Source organism: Vibrio sp. IB15 (assembly GCF_016406055.1).
Taxonomy (GTDB): domain Bacteria; phylum Pseudomonadota; class Gammaproteobacteria; order Enterobacterales; family Vibrionaceae; genus Vibrio; species Vibrio chagasii.
Map to the genome: position 1 here is coordinate 1 of NZ_JAEFCE010000035.1, position 16673 is coordinate 16673.

The following is a 16673-nucleotide window of genomic DNA, read 5'->3' on the forward strand; positions in this document are numbered from 1 at the left end:
AGAGTCAAGCACATGGGACAGGCATGTCTTCGCTCTGAATTAAGCAACAAAGCCCATCATAGAGGTTCAACACTCTAGAAAACCGATCTTCAGTACAGCGTTGTCCCCCGGTCGTAGACAAGCAAAAGAACGAGCCGCTGATGCAACACGAGTTGTAGGGAATTACATCATTAGATGGCAAGCGGAAAGGCTCTTTCAGGATACTTACGACCTAGACCATGATGAATTTTAAGGAGCCAAGGATGTCGATACTTTTCAGAAAGGCAGCGCTTATTGCGTTGTTAGCTTCCCCTTCGATTTACGCGAGCGAATTAGTTTATACGCCCGTAAACCCCAGTTTCGGTGGAAACGCTTTAAACAGTTCTCACCTATTTAATCACGCTAACGCTATCAATGATTACGAAGATCCAAGTGCTAGGGATATTTTTGATGAACAAGAATCAGCATTAGATCGTTTAGCCTCCAGCTTAGAGTCTCGCCTGATTAGCCAATTGCTTGCTGACGTGGGTAATGGCAATACTGGGCAACTAGAAACGGAAGACTTCTTTCTCAACATCGTTGATGACTCAGGGACGTTATTGGTTCAAATCGTCGACAAAGCGACTGGTGAGTCAACTGAAATCAGCGTATCGGGATTAAATCCAGACCTCTAATCACAAGGGTTGTGTTATGAAATCGATTATTATCGTCTTTCTAACCTTCGTGTTAGGAGGATGCACTTACTCTATGCAAATTCCAGAGACTTCTGAAACACCTAAGCTGATGCCGAGAGGATCGACTTACACCGATCTCAGCTCACTACCTCAGCCTCGCGGTAAAATATTGGTCTCAGTCTATGATTTTAGAGACCAAACGGGGCAATACAAACCTCAACCAAACAGTAACTTCTCAACAGCTGTACCACAGGGCGGTACATCACTGCTCACGACAGCATTGATTGATTCACAATGGTTTATCCCTCTAGAACGTGAAGGGCTACAGAACTTGTTGACGGAACGTAAGATCATTCGTGCGGCTCAGAAAAAAGACAAAGTCGTGAATAATCATGGTGCGGATTTGTCATCTTTGAGTTCCGCTAACATTGTTATCGAAGGCGGGATTGTGGCTTATGACTCAAATATTGTTACCGGAGGGGCAGGCGCTAAGTATTTAGGTATTGGTGGTTCTGGGCAGTACAGAACGGATCAAGTCACGGTGAATTTGAGAGCCGTCGATGTTCGAACTGGGCAAGTTCTTTTGAGTGTCACTACTACTAAAACCATTTCCTCTCATGAGATCGGCTTCGGTTCATTTCGCTTTGTTGACTATAAAGAGTTGTTAGAAGTTGAGATGGGCTACAGCCAAAATGAACCAGTGAATATTGCCGTAATGTCTGCGATAGATGCGGCAGTGATTCATTTAATCGTTAAAGGAATGAAACGTGGTATGTGGTCGCCTGGTGACCCTAATGCAATGCAAAACCCAATCATTGCACGTTATTCGGAAGCGAGCACTGACATTCTTTAAATAACCGAGTAAGCAGCAAAATAGGGCTATGCGGAAATGGATCTTACCCGTAGCCCTGTTTTTTATCTGTTACTCAGCTGATTTATTTGACGTCACAAGTAATGTCTTTGATCGGTGTCTCTGAAGTAACAAAACAAACATAAGCTTCTGCTGGATTATTGGGACCAATTCGAATGTAACCCGCCTTCACTTCATCTTCATTAAACGTAGCCGAACTAGAGTTCCCAGTTTGATTATCGTAGAAGCTTGCTTCAAAGTTTCCATTCATTTGGCTGACGATGCGGTTTCTCGTTGTCGATGTTGTGAATGTTATCGTCGCACATCGCATTGGCGGCTTCTCTGTTATGAGAAATTGCCCACTTTCTTTATCTATCACACCCCCCTTTGTATCTGGCTGAATGTCGATAGCTTGAAATTGTTCTACCGTACAAGTTTCTTTGGCAGACACTACTGTAGGCATAAGGACGGCAAAGGCTAGAGGAAAAGCGAAAAGTACTGGTTTCATTAGAACAACACCATTTATAAAAAGAGCGAAAGATGATAGCACCACTATAGCGTTGCTAAATGTAAAATGTCTGTTATTAAGGAAACGCTTTTATAATGAAAAAGTCATGGCATCAAAATTAACTAGTGATCTTCAAACTGACACTGTGCTTTTTGGCTCTTTGATTGTTGCGTCACACTGAACCCTTTATCTTCTAACAACTGCAAAAGATTACCTTCGCCAATTAGGTGTAAGGTGCCGACGACTAACAAGTAGTGTCCTTTCGTATCGAGTTTCCAGTCATTGGATGATAGTTTATTTGCCCAGTCTACGTTGCGATCTGTTAGGAATGCTTTCTCAAGCTCGGTTGGCATTTCAGACAATTCCGCAAAATCCTCAAGTTTGGACTCATCGCCCGCTTTCCAGCTTTCAATGAGGCAATGCACGACACGGTCCGTTTGGTCAAATTCTTCAAGGCTAGTCAACAACCACTCTTTACCCGAATCTTTTTGTCCTGCGATTAGGTCAATTTGAAATTGTAGAGGCTCTAAGCTGATCACCGGAACGTCTTGTATGGTTGCCTTATAGGCTAATGTTGCGTCTACACCGCCCGCCGAGCCATAGCCGAGATTCTTTAATTGCTGCATTTGTATCGATAAAGATGTCGCCCAAGGTGGAGAGCTCAATAGTTGCTGAGTCGGCATCCCCAAAGATTTTGAAATGCTTGTTAGTAACTGCTTTTGTTCTGCGCTGAGCACATCAGCCGTGGTCACTGTTGTAGTCGGGTATACGACACCTTCGGATTTCCTGATATCCGTTTCGATGATTAGGCCATCGCTCTCTTTTAATGTGTCGGTAATCTGCGTGGGAAGTGGATACATGCTTTCATCCCCAACGTGTACAGAACCTAAAATTGTTAAGGTCAGGTCATCTTTTTTGGCTTGCCAATACAGAGGTTCTGCTAAAGCGTGCTTAGTCGTAAAGGTAAGAGCGAGTAACGTTAAGTATAAGAATGTGCGCAAAGAGAGCTCCTAGAGGAAGACGTAACTCGTTAAAAATGATTTTGACGGAGTTTTTTAACGGTTTTTTTTGAGAACAATGTCACGTTGTTTGTAAGAAAAGTATAACAATACACTCAAACTCTAAATCCTTTCTGACTACCAATGACACGATTTTATGAAATCGGTAAAAAAGATTGTGATTCATTTCTCAAATTTTACGTCAAAATTAAAATGACGGAAGTGCCGTTGCTTGTAACTTGATGATTTTATTTAAATTAAATTTATCAATATTTTTGAGATTTGAAGCCGATCACTTTATTAGCTCGATTTAATTCACGGTAAAAAATAAGCCCATATAGTTTATCTAACTTTCGAAGCGCTCCATTTTGCTTCTTACTCAATTTTTAATTTATGGGTGAATACGATGTTGAAGAGAAACTTACTATCTGTAGCGGTATTGGCTGGCCTAACAGGTTGTGCAGTAACGCAAGCACCAGAACAAAAAGTAGTGAATGCACTGGCTGACAATCTTGATGTTCAGTACGAAATTCTAACTAATCATGGTGCGAATGAAGGCTTGGCTTGTCAGGATCTAGGTGCTGAATGGGCGTCATGTAATAAAGTGAACATGACGCTAACCAATGACGGTGAAGCGATTGACTCTAAAGATTGGAGCATCTACTTCCACAGTATTCGTCTTATTTTAGATGTTGATAATGAGCAATTTAAGATCACTCGCGTTACTGGTGACCTTCACAAGCTAGAACCTACTGAAAAATTTGACGGCTTTGCGGCTGGTGAAGAAGTGGTTCTTCCGTTAACGAGTGAATACTGGCAACTGTTTGAAACTGACTTTATGCCAGGTGCATTCGTGACGGGGCCAAACGCAGAACCTAAGATGATTGCATCATTGAATACAGAAGATGTTGCATCGTTCGTAACTGGTCTTGAGGGTAATAACCTTAAGCGTACGCCTGATGATAATAACGTAATGGCGACAGCGGTGACGCGTTTTGAAAAGAATGCAGATCTAGCAACGCAAGATGTATCAACAACGCTATTGCCAACGCCAATGTCGGTAGAAGCGGCTGAAGGTTCAGTAAGTATTGCTGGTGGTATTGCTTTACCAAAAGACGCATTCGACGCTGATCAGTTCGCTGCAATTGAAGAACGTGCAGATGTGGTAAACGTAGATGTGAGTGGTGACCTTCCTGTAAGTGTCGCTGTTGTTCCCACTCAGTTTACGGGTGATTTAGCGAAATCTGGCGCTTATGAACTAAGCATCTCGGAAGAGGGGATTGCGATTAAAGCGTTTGATAAAACCGGCGCTTTCTACGCAGTTCAGTCTATTTTTGGCCTAATAGATAGTCAGAACGCTGAATCATTACCGCAACTGTCAATTAAAGATGCGCCGCGCTTTGATTATCGTGGTGTGATGGTGGATGTTGCTCGAAACTTCCACTCAAAAGATGCTATCTTAGCAACGCTAGATCAAATGGCGGCATACAAGATGAATAAACTGCACCTTCACCTAACGGATGATGAAGGTTGGCGTTTAGAAATTCCAGGTTTACCAGAGCTAACGGATGTAGGGTCTAATCGTTGTTTTGATTTGGATGAACAAAGCTGCTTACTGCCTCAGCTAGGTTCTGGTCCAACAACAGACAACTTTGGCTCTGGTTTCTTTAGTAAAGCGGATTACGTCGAGATCTTAAGCTACGCTAAAGCGCGCAGCATCGAAGTTATCCCTGAAATTGATATGCCAGCACACGCTCGTTCAGCTGTGGTATCAATGGAAGCGCGTTACACTCGTCTCATGGCGGAAGGCAAAGAAGCAGAAGCGAACGAATACCGCTTGATGGATCCACAAGATACATCGAACGTAACCACGGTTCAGTTCTACGATAAGCAAAGCTTCATTAACCCATGTATGGAGTCATCAACTCACTTCGTCGATAAAGTAATCTCTGAAGTGGCGGCAATGCACCAAGAAGCGGGCGTTCCGCTAACGACTTGGCACTTTGGTGGCGATGAGGCGAAAAACATCAAGTTAGGTGCAGGCTTACAAGATATTTATGCAGAAGATAAAGTGGCTTGGAAAGGCAATATCGATTTGTCTAAGCAAGATAAGCCGTTCCAACAATCACCACAATGTCAGTCATTGATAGCTGATGGTACTGTAAGCGATTTCGGTCATCTACCAAGCCACTTCGCAGAACAGGTTTCTAAGATTGTTGCTGAGAAGGGTATTCCACACTTCCAAGCATGGCAAGATGGTCTGAAATACAGCGAAGGTGAAGAAGCATTTGCAACCGAAAGCACTCGCGTGAACTTCTGGGACGTTCTTTACTGGGGCGGAACTTCATCAGTATACGATTGGTCAGCAAAAGGGTATGACGTGATTGTCTCTAACCCAGACTACGTATACATGGATATGCCATACGAAGTTGATGCTGCTGAGCGCGGTTACTACTGGGCAACACGTGCAACCGATACTCGTAAGATGTTTGGCTTCGCACCAGAAAACATGCCACAAAACGCAGAAACATCATTAGACCGTGATGGTAATGGTTTCTCAGGTAAAGGTGAGGTTGAAGCGAAACCTTTCTACGGTCTGTCAGCTCAACTTTGGTCAGAAACAGTACGTACTGACGAGCAATATGAATACATGGTGTTCCCTCGTGTACTAGCAGCAGCAGAGCGTGCATGGCACCGAGCTGAGTGGGAAAACGACTACAAGGTTGGTGTTGAATACTCTCAAGAAACTAACTTAGTGAATAAGCAAGCGTTGAACAGCGACTTTAATCGCTTTGCGAATATTCTTGGTCAACGTGAACTAGCTAAGCTAGAAAAAGCAGGTATTGATTACCGACTACCAGTTCCAGGTGCGAAGGTTGTTGACGGTAAGCTAGCGATGAACATTCAATTCCCAGGTGTAGAGCTGCAATACTCTGCTGATGGCGAAAACTGGCTAACGTACGATGAGCAACAACGTCCATCAGTTTCTGGTGAGACTTACATCCGCTCTATTTCAGAAAGTGGTGAGAAAGTAAGTCGAGTGACCTCAGTTAAATAATCGATAAGCACTATTAGTAGAAGAGCTCCCGTTTTATCTTATTCAAGATAAAACGGGAGCTCTTTTTGTTTACTGCGAATTAGGTGTTTATCCAAAACTGAAACATATAGAAATCGCCTTTGTTCATATCATCAACAATGCACATAAGGTGACTTTAATCCCAAAAGTGACGCGCTTCTCATTATTCTCTTCAAAAAATAAGTCCCCTGTAAAAAACTCTAAATCAGATGTGATTCAACTATCTAAATCTAATTTTTCTTCGTGAAATAACGTGATCCCGATCTGTATACTTTTCAATCTTGAGTTTTTTATCAATTTTTATGCCTTTAAGTTATTGATTTTAAAGTGTTAAATAACTTGTCTTTTTTTGATAGTGAGAGGGATCACTCTGTTGCCCCTTTTATTTTGAAACGAAAATTAATTCGAGCAACATAGATTTCATGCCAGGGAGGCGACCAATTACTCAAGCGGTGAAGGTGAATGATATACCGAAGATATGCCGCTGAAAAAATCAAACTAAGGCAGTTTACTATGAAAAAAATTATCGCTCTAAGTGCTCTTTCTCTTGCTTTCGCTTCTAGTGCTTTTGCTGGTTCTTCTTACGTTACAGGTAACGTTCAATTTCATTCTGATTTCCAACCAAACGCTACGTCTACTCTAGAAGCTGGACACACGTTTGACTCTGGTACAACGCTACTAACAGAGTTCGATGGTATCTCTCTTGGTAAGTACGACAATGACGCAATCCAAGATAGCGGCCTAGGTAACTCTCCATACATCACTTTAGGTGTTGAGCAGATGTATAACATCAATGACAACCTATGGGTTGCAGCTGGTTACCACCACCTACTAAATAACGGCGAAACGGTTCAGTATCGTCCATTAGTTAAGATCGGCTACAACTTCGATAACGGTATCTCTATTAGTAACCGTACTCGTTACCACGCAATGGAAGACAGCAAAGCTGATGACCAAACTCGTTTTGACAACCGTATCGGTTACGCAGTAAATGCTGAACTAGCGCTTAGCTACAACAACGTATACGTAATCAGCGACGCTGATAACACAATGGACCACGAGCTTCGTGCTACATGGACTCGTCAAGGTGTTCAACCTTACTTTGAGTACCGTAACCAAGCTGACAATGCTAACAACGCATTCGTATTCGGTGCTTCTTACGGCTTCTAAGCTGATTCGCTTAGCTGCTTAGTCGATTAGATTATTAGCTGAGTGAACTTCTTTGTTAAATAGCTTGCTAGCTAATTAGCGAGGGGAATATAGCGGTACTAACAGCCCGGTTGGTACCGCGACAAGATTTGCTTTACTGTCCAAAAGCAAAGAGCCTAGTAAGCAAACCACAGTCTTGGGTTTGCTTGATACTAGGCTCTATTTTTATGCTTTAAATTTTCTACCTTAGGTGAATTGGTACTCTAGTTACCTTTATAGTGACGGTACTCAAACACCTGACCCTTATCATTAAACGCGTACACAGAGTACTCGTCTTTCTTATCGCCATATTCCATACCCGGTGAGCCCATTGGCATACCCGGAACCGCCAAACCAATCGCATTGCGTGGTGGGTTTTCTAAAAAGGCTTTCACGTCTTCTGCTGGGATGTGACCTTCAAATACATAACCATCAATCTCTGCCGTGTGGCAAGATGCCAGCTCAGGGGTGACCCCTAACTTTTGCTTGATTGGGTTCATATCATCGTGGAGTTTCTCTGTTACATCGAACCTGGAATCACGCATATGCTCCGTCCATTCTGTGCAGCAGCCGCAGTATGGAGATTTATGGTTTAGAACATCAGTAGCTAAAGCCTGTCCTGAAATTGCAGCGACTGCAGTAAGAGTCATAACTTTACGAATCATGGTTAACCTCATGAATATGGTTTTTATTGATATTAGAATGGGTGGGCTTGAACAATCTCAGCCTGTTGGCATTGCTTACCACAGTAATTGACGACATCGCCATAGCAGCTCCTGCAATTACTGGGCTAAGCAGAAATCCAAAAAACGGGTAGAGCACACCGGCAGCAATAGGGATGCCAAGCGAGTTGTAGATGAAGGCCCCAAACAGGTTTTGCTTCATGTTTCTTACGGTCGCTTGAGATAGCTCGATCGCGTTGCTTACAGACAGTGGCGACGAGTTGAGGAGTGTCATTTGTGCACTTTCAATCGCAACATCACTGCCACTGCCCATTGCGATACCTATATCGGCTTGAGCCAGTGCTGGTGCGTCGTTTATACCGTCTCCAACCATTGCTACATTCTTATATTGTTGTTGAAGTTCAACAATATGTTGCGCCTTCTGCTCTGGAAGTACCTCAGAGATAACCTCATCGATACCGACGCTTTTGCCAATCGCTTGAGCAACCGAGTCGTTGTCGCCAGTGAGTAGCACTGTGTGAATTCCGGCGGATTTTAGTTGAGCAATAGCTTGTTTGCTATCTATTTTTAATGCGTCTGAAATGCCTAATATGCCTTCCAGTTTTTGGTCGATGACGACGAAGATTGGCGTCCATGCTTGTGCGCGGCAAAGCTCAATAAAGTCATTACCTATTTGAGTATCAATACCGAGTTGGGTTAGGTATTTCAGAGAGCCGACTTGAACGTGTTTTCCGTTGATATTGGCTTGTACGCCAAGGCCTCGGCGGTTTTCAAAGTCGCTGTGTGAGAGTGCTGAAACTTCTAAGTTTTCGGCATACTGGCAAACGGCTTTGGCAAGCGGGTGTTCTGAACCAACTTCAACCGAATAGGCGTAAGTCAGCAGTTCTTGTTCTGATAGGTTGTGGTAAAACGCTTGCTGCACGCTTGGTTTACCTTGGGTTAGGGTACCCGTCTTATCAAATACCACAGCATCGATTTTGCTCGCTGACTGCAACACATCGGCATCTTTGATCAGAACGCCAAACTCAGCAGCTTTTCCGACACCGACAGTAATAGAAAGCGGAGTGGCAAGGCCTAGAGCACACGGACAAGCGATGATCAGCACAGTCGTTGATACGACAAGCATGTAGCTTGCACTTGGTTGCGGACCAATAAAGAACCAAACTAGGGCGGCAACGGCTGCGATCGCGACGACAGCAGGAACGAAAATAGCAGAGATAGAGTCTGCAAGCTTGGCAATTTCAGGTTTACTGCTTTGTGCTTGGCGAACCATCTGGATGATGCGAGCCAACATAGTGCTCGAGCCAATTCCTGTCGCTTCAATAATTAAGCTGCCATCACCATTAATGGTACCTGCAGAGACACTATCATTAACTGACTTTACGTTGGGAAGCGGCTCACCAGTTAGCATGGATTCATCGATGTAAGACTCACCTGATACCACAACACCATCAACCGGCACTTTCTCACCCGGTTTGACGCGTATCTGCATACCCACTTGGATAGCCTCTACAGCAATAAGCTGCTCTTTGCCATCGACGATAACCATCGCTTTTTGAGGCTGTAAATTAATCAGTGCCTGTAGCGATTTTGTAGTGCGAGCTTTGGCTTTGGCTTCGATATAGTGACCTAAAGAAATAAGGCCAATGATCATCGCGCTTGCCTCAAAATAGACATGGTGAGAGGCTTCGGGGAACCATGATGGAATGAGCACAACCAACATTGAGTAGAACCATGCTGCGCCTGTACCCAAAGCTACTAGCGTGTCCATGGTCGCGCGTTTATGCATCAAGGATTGCCACGCGTTAGTGAAGAAGTTCCGCCCAGAGGTGGCTAGTAGCACTAGGCAGATTACACCAATGAATCCCCAAGCCAGTTGATCATTTTGTGTTGCGATGGTCATGCTGCCACCAAAGACGCCCCATGCCATTAATGGTCCGCCAAGCAGTAGCGCACTCACTGAGTTTTTCAGGAAGGCCTGTTGAGTGCGAAGTTGTTGCTCTTGCTGTTTTTGTTGTTGTGTTGCCGCATCATCAACAAACTCGGCGCCATACCCTGCGGCTTTCACCGATTGGATGAGCTTGTTTTCTATCAGGTCGCGTGTCTGAGATGTGAAAACCAAGGCTGTTTGCTCGGCAAGGTTGATCTGAGCTTGATCGACGAATTTGTTGTTTTTCAGTGCTTTTTCGACTGAAGAAACGCAACTCGCGCAGGTCATCCCCTCAAGAACAAGATGATAAGTATATTGACTTGCAACGGGTTCAGTTGGCGTTGTAACTGTGGAGGCTGGTTTTTTATCTTCTTCTAAATCTGAACGTGATGACTGGTCATTAGATTCAGAATAGGGAGCGGCGTGATAACCGACACTTTCGACCAGCTCAATAACCTCAGATTCAGAAAGCAGAGTAACCAGTGATAATTCCTGTTTGCTGACTTCTAGGTTTGAGGCTTGCTCAGTTTGTTCAAGCGTTTTAGTCAGTTTGCTCACACACTTGCCGCAGCTCAGACCGGATAGCGAAAGGTGCAGCTGATTACCCATAGAATAGCCAAGCGTTGCTAACTGTTCGTTGAGCTGAATGTAACCAAATGGAGTCGAAATATCGATGTAGGTCGGCGATATGTCATTAATCATCGTGCTGTCGAGATCGCTAAACAGTGTGCGAACTTTCTTCGCGCAACCCATGCAATTTAGGCCGTTGAGCGCCGTTGTGTAGTGGTTCATATCGATACTCCAATTCTCATCTACGCCTAACATAAACCTTCCCGTAAGGGTAAGGTCAAACATAAATTCAAGAATTTGATCTTGGTGGAGTGCTAGCTGGTGGTTTCAGTTTGGAATGGAAGAGGGAAATTAAGAATGTGCGGCTATAATCTACTGGCTAAGACTATCTATTTAGAACTTTAAGGGCGTAATTGGCCTTTCAATAACGGCTTTCGTACAACAACAGCGCATTAATCATTCACTACTGATTGTAGATTTAAGCGGTGGTGATAAAATAGTGCCCAAAATTTAGTGATGTTTGACTATTGCAGGCCTTGTAATAGGCTCCACTAAAAGAATCACCTACATAATCAAGGTATTTAAATGACGGTTAAAACTCGTTTTGCTCCTAGCCCAACTGGCTATCTTCACGTTGGTGGTGCACGTACTGCACTTTACTCTTGGCTATTCGCTAAAAACCAAGGCGGTGAATTCGTTCTACGTATCGAAGACACAGACCTTGAGCGTAACTCTCAAGAAGCGGTTGATGCAATTCTAGAAGGCATGCAATGGATGGGTATGGAATGGGACGAAGGTCCTTACTACCAATCTAAGCGTTTTGACCGTTACAACGAAATGGTTGATAAGCTTCTAGCTGAAGACAAAGCATACAAATGCTACGCGTCTAAAGAACTGCTTGATGAAATTCGTGCAGAGCAAGAAGCAAACAAAGAGATGGCTCGTTACGATGCGAACCACCCTAAAATTATTGCCGCTAACGAAGCAGCACAAGAAGGCGATGCGTGCGTTATCCGTTTCCGCAACCCTAAAGAAGGCAGTGTAGTATTTGATGACCAAATCCGTGGTCGCATCGAAATTTCTAACAGCCAACTTGATGACCTAATCATTCGTCGTACAGACGGTGCTCCCACTTACAACTTCGTAGTTGTAGTGGATGACTGGGACATGGGTATTACACACGTTGTTCGTGGTGAAGACCACATCAACAACACACCTCGTCAAATCAACATCTACGAAGCACTAGGCGCGCCAGTTCCAACTTTCGCTCACTGTGCAATGATCCTAGGTGATGACGGTGCGAAACTGTCTAAGCGTCACGGTGCTGTATCAGTAATGCAATACCGCGACGAAGGTTACCTACCTAACGCACTAAACAACTACCTAGTACGTTTAGGTTGGTCTCACGGTGACCAAGAGATCTTCTCTCAAGAAGAGATGATTGAGTTCTTCAGCCTGAACGCAATCAGCAAGTCTGCATCTGCATTCAATACTGAAAAGCTACTTTGGTTGAACAACCACTACATCAAAACTTCTGAGCCTGAGTACGTTGCAAAATACCTGCAATGGCACCTAGACGCGCAGAAGATCGATACAACAAACGGCCCTGCTATCACTGAAGTGATCAAGCTAGTTGGCGAGCGTTGTAACACGCTTATCGAACTTGCTGAGCAGTCTCGTTACTTCTACGAAGATTTCTCTGAGTTTGAAGCGGGCGCAGCGAAGAAGCACCTACGTGGTGTAGCTAAAGGTCCACTAGAGCTTGCTCTTGCTAAGGTTGAAGCTCTTGAAGAGTTCACGACAGCAAACATCAAAGATGGTGTGATTGCTGCAGTATGTGAAGAGTTAGAGATCGGCATGGGTAAAATCGGTATGCCACTTCGCGTAGCAGTAACAGGTGGCGGTCAGTCTCCTTCTGTTGATGCAGTTATGGAGCTTGTTGGTAAAGAGCGCGTAATCGCTCGCATCAAGATGGCTCTTGAGTTCATCGCAGAGCGTGAAGCTAACGCTTAATTGAGCAGTTGTTAGATTCAAAAAAGGGTCAGTAACTTGGTTACTGACCCTTTTTATTTGTCTCAAAATTTATTGTCTAAACGACTTCGTTTATTGTCTAAACAACTCGTTTTATTGTTTAAATAGCTTCGCTATAGCTGGTCGTCGGCAATCATTTGGGTTGCTTGCGCGGCTGATTTCTTATCGAACAATATATCCATCATCGCTTTGATACGTTCCATATCGTCACCAAACTTCGAAAAGTTGCCGCTATTCGGCGCCTTAAACTCTACGTTACCAACGCGCTGTTGATCTTGATAAGCTGAGATCTTTGCGTCTGCCACAAAGGTTCTCAAATCCCAGCTCCAACGAGATACGTAATCTAGCGTGACTTCTTCAGGCTTGTGTTCAGAGCCGTCTGCGACAACCTTACATTTAACTTGATTGTTCAAACACCAATCGAGCATCGAATCAAGAAACACAGTGCGCGTCTTGGTGTCTTCTACGATGGTGATGTTTTTAATGCTGTTCGCTTCTGGCAGTGCGTTTCCTGAATATTTAGGAGCACTACAACCTGCGAGTAAAGTGACAGCAGCAACGGCTAACCAGTTTTTCATTACGTATCCTAGATTTTCTTGAAGATGATTGAAGTGTTGATGCCGCCAAAGGCAAAGTTGTTGCTCATCAGATATTCAACATCCAATTCGCGACCCGAGCCCGTGATGTAATCGAGCTTGCCGCATTGTTCATCGACATTCTCTAGGTTTAGGGTTGGGCTGAACCAACCGCTGTGCATCATCTCAAGGCTGAGCCACGCTTCAATCGCACCACATGCGCCAAGCGTATGGCCAAAGTAACTCTTAAGAGAACTAATAGGCACTTCGCCAAAGATATTCGCTGTCGCGTTACTTTCGGCGATGTCACCTTTTTCAGTTGCAGTGCCATGCGCCGAGACATAGCCAATCTTTTCAGCTGGAAGTTGTGCGTCTCTCAATGCTTTTTCCATACAGATTTGCATGGTTTCCATTTGAGGTTGGGTCACGTGGGCGGCATCGCAGTTGCTAGCGAAACCAATGATTTCGGCATAAATTTTTGCGCCGCGAGCAACCGCATGTTCGTACTCTTCAAGTATCAGAGTACCTGCTCCTTCACCAATCACTAAGCCATCACGCTCGCTGTCGTATGGGCTAGGGGATTTCTTGGGTGTGTCGTTTTTTAAACTGGTAGCGAAAAGGGTATCGAAAACGGCAGACTCAGTTGGGCATAGCTCTTCACCACCACCGGCGACCATGACGGTTTGGTAACCATGCTTGATCGCTTCATAGGCGTAGCCAATGGCTTGGCTTCCTGAAGTACATGCGCTGCTGGTGGGAATCACGCGACCACGCAGACCAAAGAACAGGCCTACGTTTACCGCTGCTGTGTGCGGCATCATTTGAACGTAAGTGGTTGCTGTGATTGCTCGTGTCGACTTCTCATTCAGCATCACACCAAACGCACCAACCGCATCAGTACTGCCGGTTGAAGAGCCGTAAGCGATACCCGTTTCACCATTGGTCAATACATCGTGACCAATTAAGCCGGCTTGCTCCAATGCATTCTCAGTAGCAACCGTTGCTAGGCGTGATACACGCCCCATGCCACGTACTTGTTTACGCTTATAGTGTTTAGGCAGTTGGAAGTCATCAATAGGCGCTGCAAGCTTAGTGTTGAGACCGTCATATTGCTCGAAGCTTGGCATATATTGAGTCGCATTTTCACAGGCTTTTAGCTTTGGCTCTATCTGTAGCCAGTCGTTACCAAAAGCAGTAACACCAGACATGCCAGTTACAACAACGCGGCGGGTCATACTAAGCCTCCATTTACTGAAATCACTTGGCGAGTTACGTAGCCTGCAATATCAGACATTAGGTAGCTGACTAGACCAGCCACTTCTTCCGGCTCACCCATACGGCGCAGTGGTACTTGAGGAAGTGCATGATCTTTCACGTGCTCGTCAACCATACCTGTGTCAATTAAGCCAGGAGCGACACAGTTTACCGTGATCTTGCGTTTTGCGAGTTCTAGAGCAAGAGATTTAGTCGCGCCAATCACACCCGCTTTTGCCGCTGCATAGTTCGTTTGACCACGGTTACCCATAATGCCTGATACAGACGCTAGCGTGACGATACGGCCACCTTTACGCTTTTGCACCATAGGCATGACACAAGGGTGAAGTACGTTGTAGAAGCTGTCTAGGTTGGTATGGATCACGCCGTCCCACTCTTCTTCTGTCATCGCTGGGAATGCAGTGTCGCGAGTAATGCCTGCATTGTTTACTACGCCGTAGTAAGCGCCATGTTCAGCAATATCAGACTCTAGCTTTTCACGACATTCGCTGCGGTTGCTGATATCAAATTGGATAAGACGTCCAGCGCCACCTTGCTCGGTGATCGATTGTAGAGTCTCCTCAGCGCCTTGTTTGTCACCCATGTAATGAACGGCGATTTCAAATCCGTCTTTCGCGAGTTGAATAGCGATCGCTTTACCAATGCCTTTGCTGGCACCAGTGACTAAAACCTGACGGGTCATGATGGGCTCCTAGTTTTCATTTCTTGTAATTTTTGTTCGGTTGGTACGTAAACATTGAGTTGGCATTGAGCTACCAACTCGCCTTGGTCTTCGACTCTTGCGGTAAATACGGCCATACCACTGTCTTCCATAAGCTGCTCGGCATAGATATCAAGGGTCTGACCTTGAGTAAACTCATCACACAGTGATTTATAGCGACGAGAGCCAAGCAGGAAACCAATAGGGGGAGTGGTGCCGTTTTTCAGCGCGTGATATCCAGACCACGCCGCTACAGACTGCGCCATAAACTCGATGCCAACATAAGCTGGGACCGTTTGAGATTCGGCATTAAAGAACAGATTATGGTCACCAATATCGACCTGACAGTGGATCGACAACGCCTCTACGCTGATAGCACGATCGATTAATATCATCGGATCATCGTGAGGGAGAAGTTGGTCTACAGAAGGGATATCAGTCATTTACTACACCAAAAATCAGGCTAATGTTGTTACCACCAAAAGCAAACGAGTTGCTTAAGATATTCTTTACTTTAAGTTTCTGGGAACAGTTTACCAAATCAACCTCAATATCTTCAGCTTTATCCTGACATTTTTGTAAGGGAAGCGGTAAGTCATATTTCAAAATATGCCAAGCAATTGCAGCCTCAATCGCACTTGCTGCGCCTAGAGTATGCCCGGTCAACGGCTTGGTAGAACTTACGGGAACCTTGTTTGCAAAAATACGATGGATGGCTTTGCTTTCCATCGAGTCATTGAGTGGCGTTGCTGTACCATGCGCATTGATGTAACCGATGTCTTCTGCGGTTAACTGTGCAGAATATAAAGCTTTTTTCATCGCTTGTTCAGCTCCATTTCCTTCAGGATGAGGCGCTGAAATGTGGTGTGCATCAGAGCTATCACCACAGCCTAATAAGGCAATTTGAGGTGTGTTTTGAGTAGAATGAACACGCTTGATCTTGGTTTTACTGAGCAACATAAATGCGGCTGCTTCACCAATATTGATGCCATCTCGAGATGCGCTAAATGGCTTACAATGTTTAGTTGAAAGGGCTTCAAGACCATGGAAACCATTGAGTGTCAGCTTACATAAGGTATCCACACCACCTACTAATACGGCATCAGCCATGCCTGAACCTAACAAGCGCTGGGCGGTCAGAAACACGCGGCCGCTGGATGAGCAAGCCGTAGAGATGACGTAGTTTGGCCCCGTCAACGCGCAGTATTGGCTAACGAACTCAGAAGTGTCCCCAAGCTCTTGTTTTGAGTAATGGTAATCTTCTGGAAACTCACCGTTTGTCAGTTTTTGTTTGAAGGCCGCTTCACCATCGGAGATACCAGAGGTACTGGTGCCTATAACAACAGCAATGCGGTCTGCGCCAAATTGTGCCTTGGCAAGTTCAATAGAATCTTTGATTTGGTTGAGAGCTGATAACGCCAGTTGGTTGTTGCGAGTGGCATACTTCACGAGAGTGGACGGAACCTCTGGTAGCGCACCTGCGATTTTGCCAACGACAGTGTGTTTGCCGTCGTTCAGCATATCACTGACTTCAATCATGTTCGGTTCACGTTCGCCTTTTAAGCACCCATGAATGTCAGTAATACTGGAGCCTAGCGCTGAGTGGAAACCACAGTCTTGGATATAAATAGGCATA

15 protein-coding genes are annotated in these 16673 nt (G+C 44.8%); 6 read left to right on the forward strand and 9 right to left on the reverse strand.

The features are described from left to right. The first annotated feature begins 58 nt into the window (after positions 1–58). From JC606_RS13745 to JC606_RS13755, 3 genes are read left to right on the forward strand one after another with little or no spacing between them, the layout of a single operon-like run. On the forward strand, positions 59–232 hold the full coding sequence (locus JC606_RS13745) for a curli production assembly/transport protein CsgE (RefSeq protein ID WP_261900871.1): 174 nt from the start codon (positions 59–61) through the stop codon (positions 230–232). 10 nt (positions 233–242) lie between these two features. After that, positions 243–653, forward strand: coding sequence for a curli assembly protein CsgF (locus JC606_RS13750; RefSeq protein ID WP_004739781.1), 411 nt, complete (start codon positions 243–245; stop codon positions 651–653). A 16-nt stretch (positions 654–669) separates the two neighbouring features. Then, complete coding sequence (locus JC606_RS13755; RefSeq protein ID WP_198778783.1) at positions 670–1506, forward strand: CsgG/HfaB family protein; 837 nt, start codon at positions 670–672, stop codon at positions 1504–1506. Positions 1507–1588: 82 nt separating this feature from the next. On the opposite strand, the gene JC606_RS13760 is transcribed toward JC606_RS13755, so the two are convergent. Both JC606_RS13760 and JC606_RS13765 read right to left on the reverse strand, forming a co-directional pair. Continuing rightward, positions 1589–2011, reverse strand: coding sequence for a hypothetical protein (locus tag JC606_RS13760; protein WP_137408642.1), 423 nt, complete (start codon positions 2009–2011; stop codon positions 1589–1591). Between the two features lie 122 nt (positions 2012–2133). Further along, positions 2134–3012, reverse strand: coding sequence for a TraB/GumN family protein (locus tag JC606_RS13765; RefSeq protein ID WP_061034134.1), 879 nt, complete (start codon positions 3010–3012; stop codon positions 2134–2136). Between the two features lie 403 nt (positions 3013–3415). Between JC606_RS13765 and JC606_RS13770 the strand changes: the two genes are divergently transcribed. Both JC606_RS13770 and JC606_RS13775 read left to right on the forward strand, forming a co-directional pair. Next, positions 3416–6067, forward strand: coding sequence for a beta-N-acetylhexosaminidase (locus JC606_RS13770; RefSeq protein WP_198778784.1), 2652 nt, complete (start codon positions 3416–3418; stop codon positions 6065–6067). Positions 6068–6598: 531 nt separating this feature from the next. Next, a complete protein-coding gene (locus tag JC606_RS13775; RefSeq protein WP_019824160.1) occupies positions 6599–7255 on the forward strand; it encodes an oligogalacturonate-specific porin KdgM family protein in 657 nt (218 codons plus the stop codon). A gap of 242 nt (positions 7256–7497) precedes the next feature. On the opposite strand, the gene JC606_RS13780 is transcribed toward JC606_RS13775, so the two are convergent. Both JC606_RS13780 and JC606_RS13785 read right to left on the reverse strand, forming a co-directional pair. Further along, a complete protein-coding gene (locus JC606_RS13780) occupies positions 7498–7938 on the reverse strand; it encodes a DUF411 domain-containing protein (protein ID WP_137408639.1) in 441 nt (146 codons plus the stop codon). Beyond that, complete coding sequence (locus tag JC606_RS13785) at positions 7928–10741, reverse strand: heavy metal translocating P-type ATPase (protein WP_198778785.1); 2814 nt, start codon at positions 10739–10741, stop codon at positions 7928–7930. The genes JC606_RS13780 and JC606_RS13785 overlap by 11 nt, the downstream gene beginning before the upstream one ends. A 300-nt stretch (positions 10742–11041) precedes the next feature. Between JC606_RS13785 and gltX the strand changes: the two genes are divergently transcribed. After that, positions 11042–12469, forward strand: coding sequence for a glutamate--tRNA ligase (gene gltX / locus JC606_RS13790; protein ID WP_008218185.1), 1428 nt, complete (start codon positions 11042–11044; stop codon positions 12467–12469). 131 nt (positions 12470–12600) lie between these two features. Here gltX and JC606_RS13795 read toward each other — a convergent pair whose 3' ends face one another. Genes JC606_RS13795 through JC606_RS13815 form a run of 5 tightly spaced genes read right to left on the reverse strand, consistent with a single transcriptional unit; the run spans position 12601 to position 16672 of the window. Then, positions 12601–13065 (reverse strand): Sbal_3080 family lipoprotein, encoded by a 465-nt coding sequence (locus tag JC606_RS13795; protein ID WP_137408637.1) that lies wholly within the window; start codon positions 13063–13065, stop codon positions 12601–12603. 8 nt (positions 13066–13073) lie between these two features. Then, positions 13074–14297: a beta-ketoacyl-ACP synthase gene (locus JC606_RS13800; protein WP_102424522.1), complete on the reverse strand. Its 1224-nt coding sequence runs from the start codon at positions 14295–14297 to the stop codon at positions 13074–13076. Then, a complete protein-coding gene (locus JC606_RS13805; protein WP_019824153.1) occupies positions 14294–15019 on the reverse strand; it encodes a 3-ketoacyl-ACP reductase FabG2 in 726 nt (241 codons plus the stop codon). Before JC606_RS13805 ends, JC606_RS13800 begins: the two co-directional genes overlap by 4 nt. After that, the gene (locus JC606_RS13810) at positions 15016–15480 is read right to left on the reverse strand and encodes a hotdog family protein (protein WP_004739763.1); all 465 of its coding nucleotides are present in this window, start codon (positions 15478–15480) and stop codon (positions 15016–15018) included. The genes JC606_RS13805 and JC606_RS13810 overlap by 4 nt, the downstream gene beginning before the upstream one ends. Then, complete coding sequence (locus JC606_RS13815) at positions 15473–16672, reverse strand: beta-ketoacyl-[acyl-carrier-protein] synthase family protein (protein ID WP_137408636.1); 1200 nt, start codon at positions 16670–16672, stop codon at positions 15473–15475. Before JC606_RS13815 ends, JC606_RS13810 begins: the two co-directional genes overlap by 8 nt. Position 16673: the final 1 nt, after the last annotated feature.

What these genes read in the sequence shown, in the direction of transcription:
- JC606_RS13750 (WP_004739781.1), top strand. Translation starts at nt 243, where the DNA reads ATGTCGATACTTTTCAGAAAGGCAGCGCTTATTGCGTTGTTAGCTTCC.
- JC606_RS13755 (WP_198778783.1), top strand. Translation starts at nt 670, where the DNA reads ATGAAATCGATTATTATCGTCTTTCTAACCTTCGTGTTAGGAGGATGC.
- JC606_RS13760 (WP_137408642.1), bottom strand. Translation starts at nt 2,011, where the DNA reads ATGAAACCAGTACTTTTCGCTTTTCCTCTAGCCTTTGCCGTCCTTATG.
- JC606_RS13770 (WP_198778784.1), top strand. Translation starts at nt 3,416, where the DNA reads ATGTTGAAGAGAAACTTACTATCTGTAGCGGTATTGGCTGGCCTAACA.
- JC606_RS13775 (WP_019824160.1), top strand. Translation starts at nt 6,599, where the DNA reads ATGAAAAAAATTATCGCTCTAAGTGCTCTTTCTCTTGCTTTCGCTTCT.
- JC606_RS13780 (WP_137408639.1), bottom strand. Translation starts at nt 7,938, where the DNA reads ATGATTCGTAAAGTTATGACTCTTACTGCAGTCGCTGCAATTTCAGGA.
- JC606_RS13785 (WP_198778785.1), bottom strand. Translation starts at nt 10,741, where the DNA reads ATGTTTGACCTTACCCTTACGGGAAGGTTTATGTTAGGCGTAGATGAG.
- gltX (WP_008218185.1), top strand. Translation starts at nt 11,042, where the DNA reads ATGACGGTTAAAACTCGTTTTGCTCCTAGCCCAACTGGCTATCTTCAC.
- JC606_RS13795 (WP_137408637.1), bottom strand. Translation starts at nt 13,065, where the DNA reads ATGAAAAACTGGTTAGCCGTTGCTGCTGTCACTTTACTCGCAGGTTGT.
- JC606_RS13800 (WP_102424522.1), bottom strand. Translation starts at nt 14,297, where the DNA reads ATGACCCGCCGCGTTGTTGTAACTGGCATGTCTGGTGTTACTGCTTTT.
- JC606_RS13805 (WP_019824153.1), bottom strand. Translation starts at nt 15,019, where the DNA reads ATGACCCGTCAGGTTTTAGTCACTGGTGCCAGCAAAGGCATTGGTAAA.
- JC606_RS13810 (WP_004739763.1), bottom strand. Translation starts at nt 15,480, where the DNA reads ATGACTGATATCCCTTCTGTAGACCAACTTCTCCCTCACGATGATCCG.
- JC606_RS13815 (WP_137408636.1), bottom strand. Translation starts at nt 16,672, where the DNA reads ATGCCTATTTATATCCAAGACTGTGGTTTCCACTCAGCGCTAGGCTCC.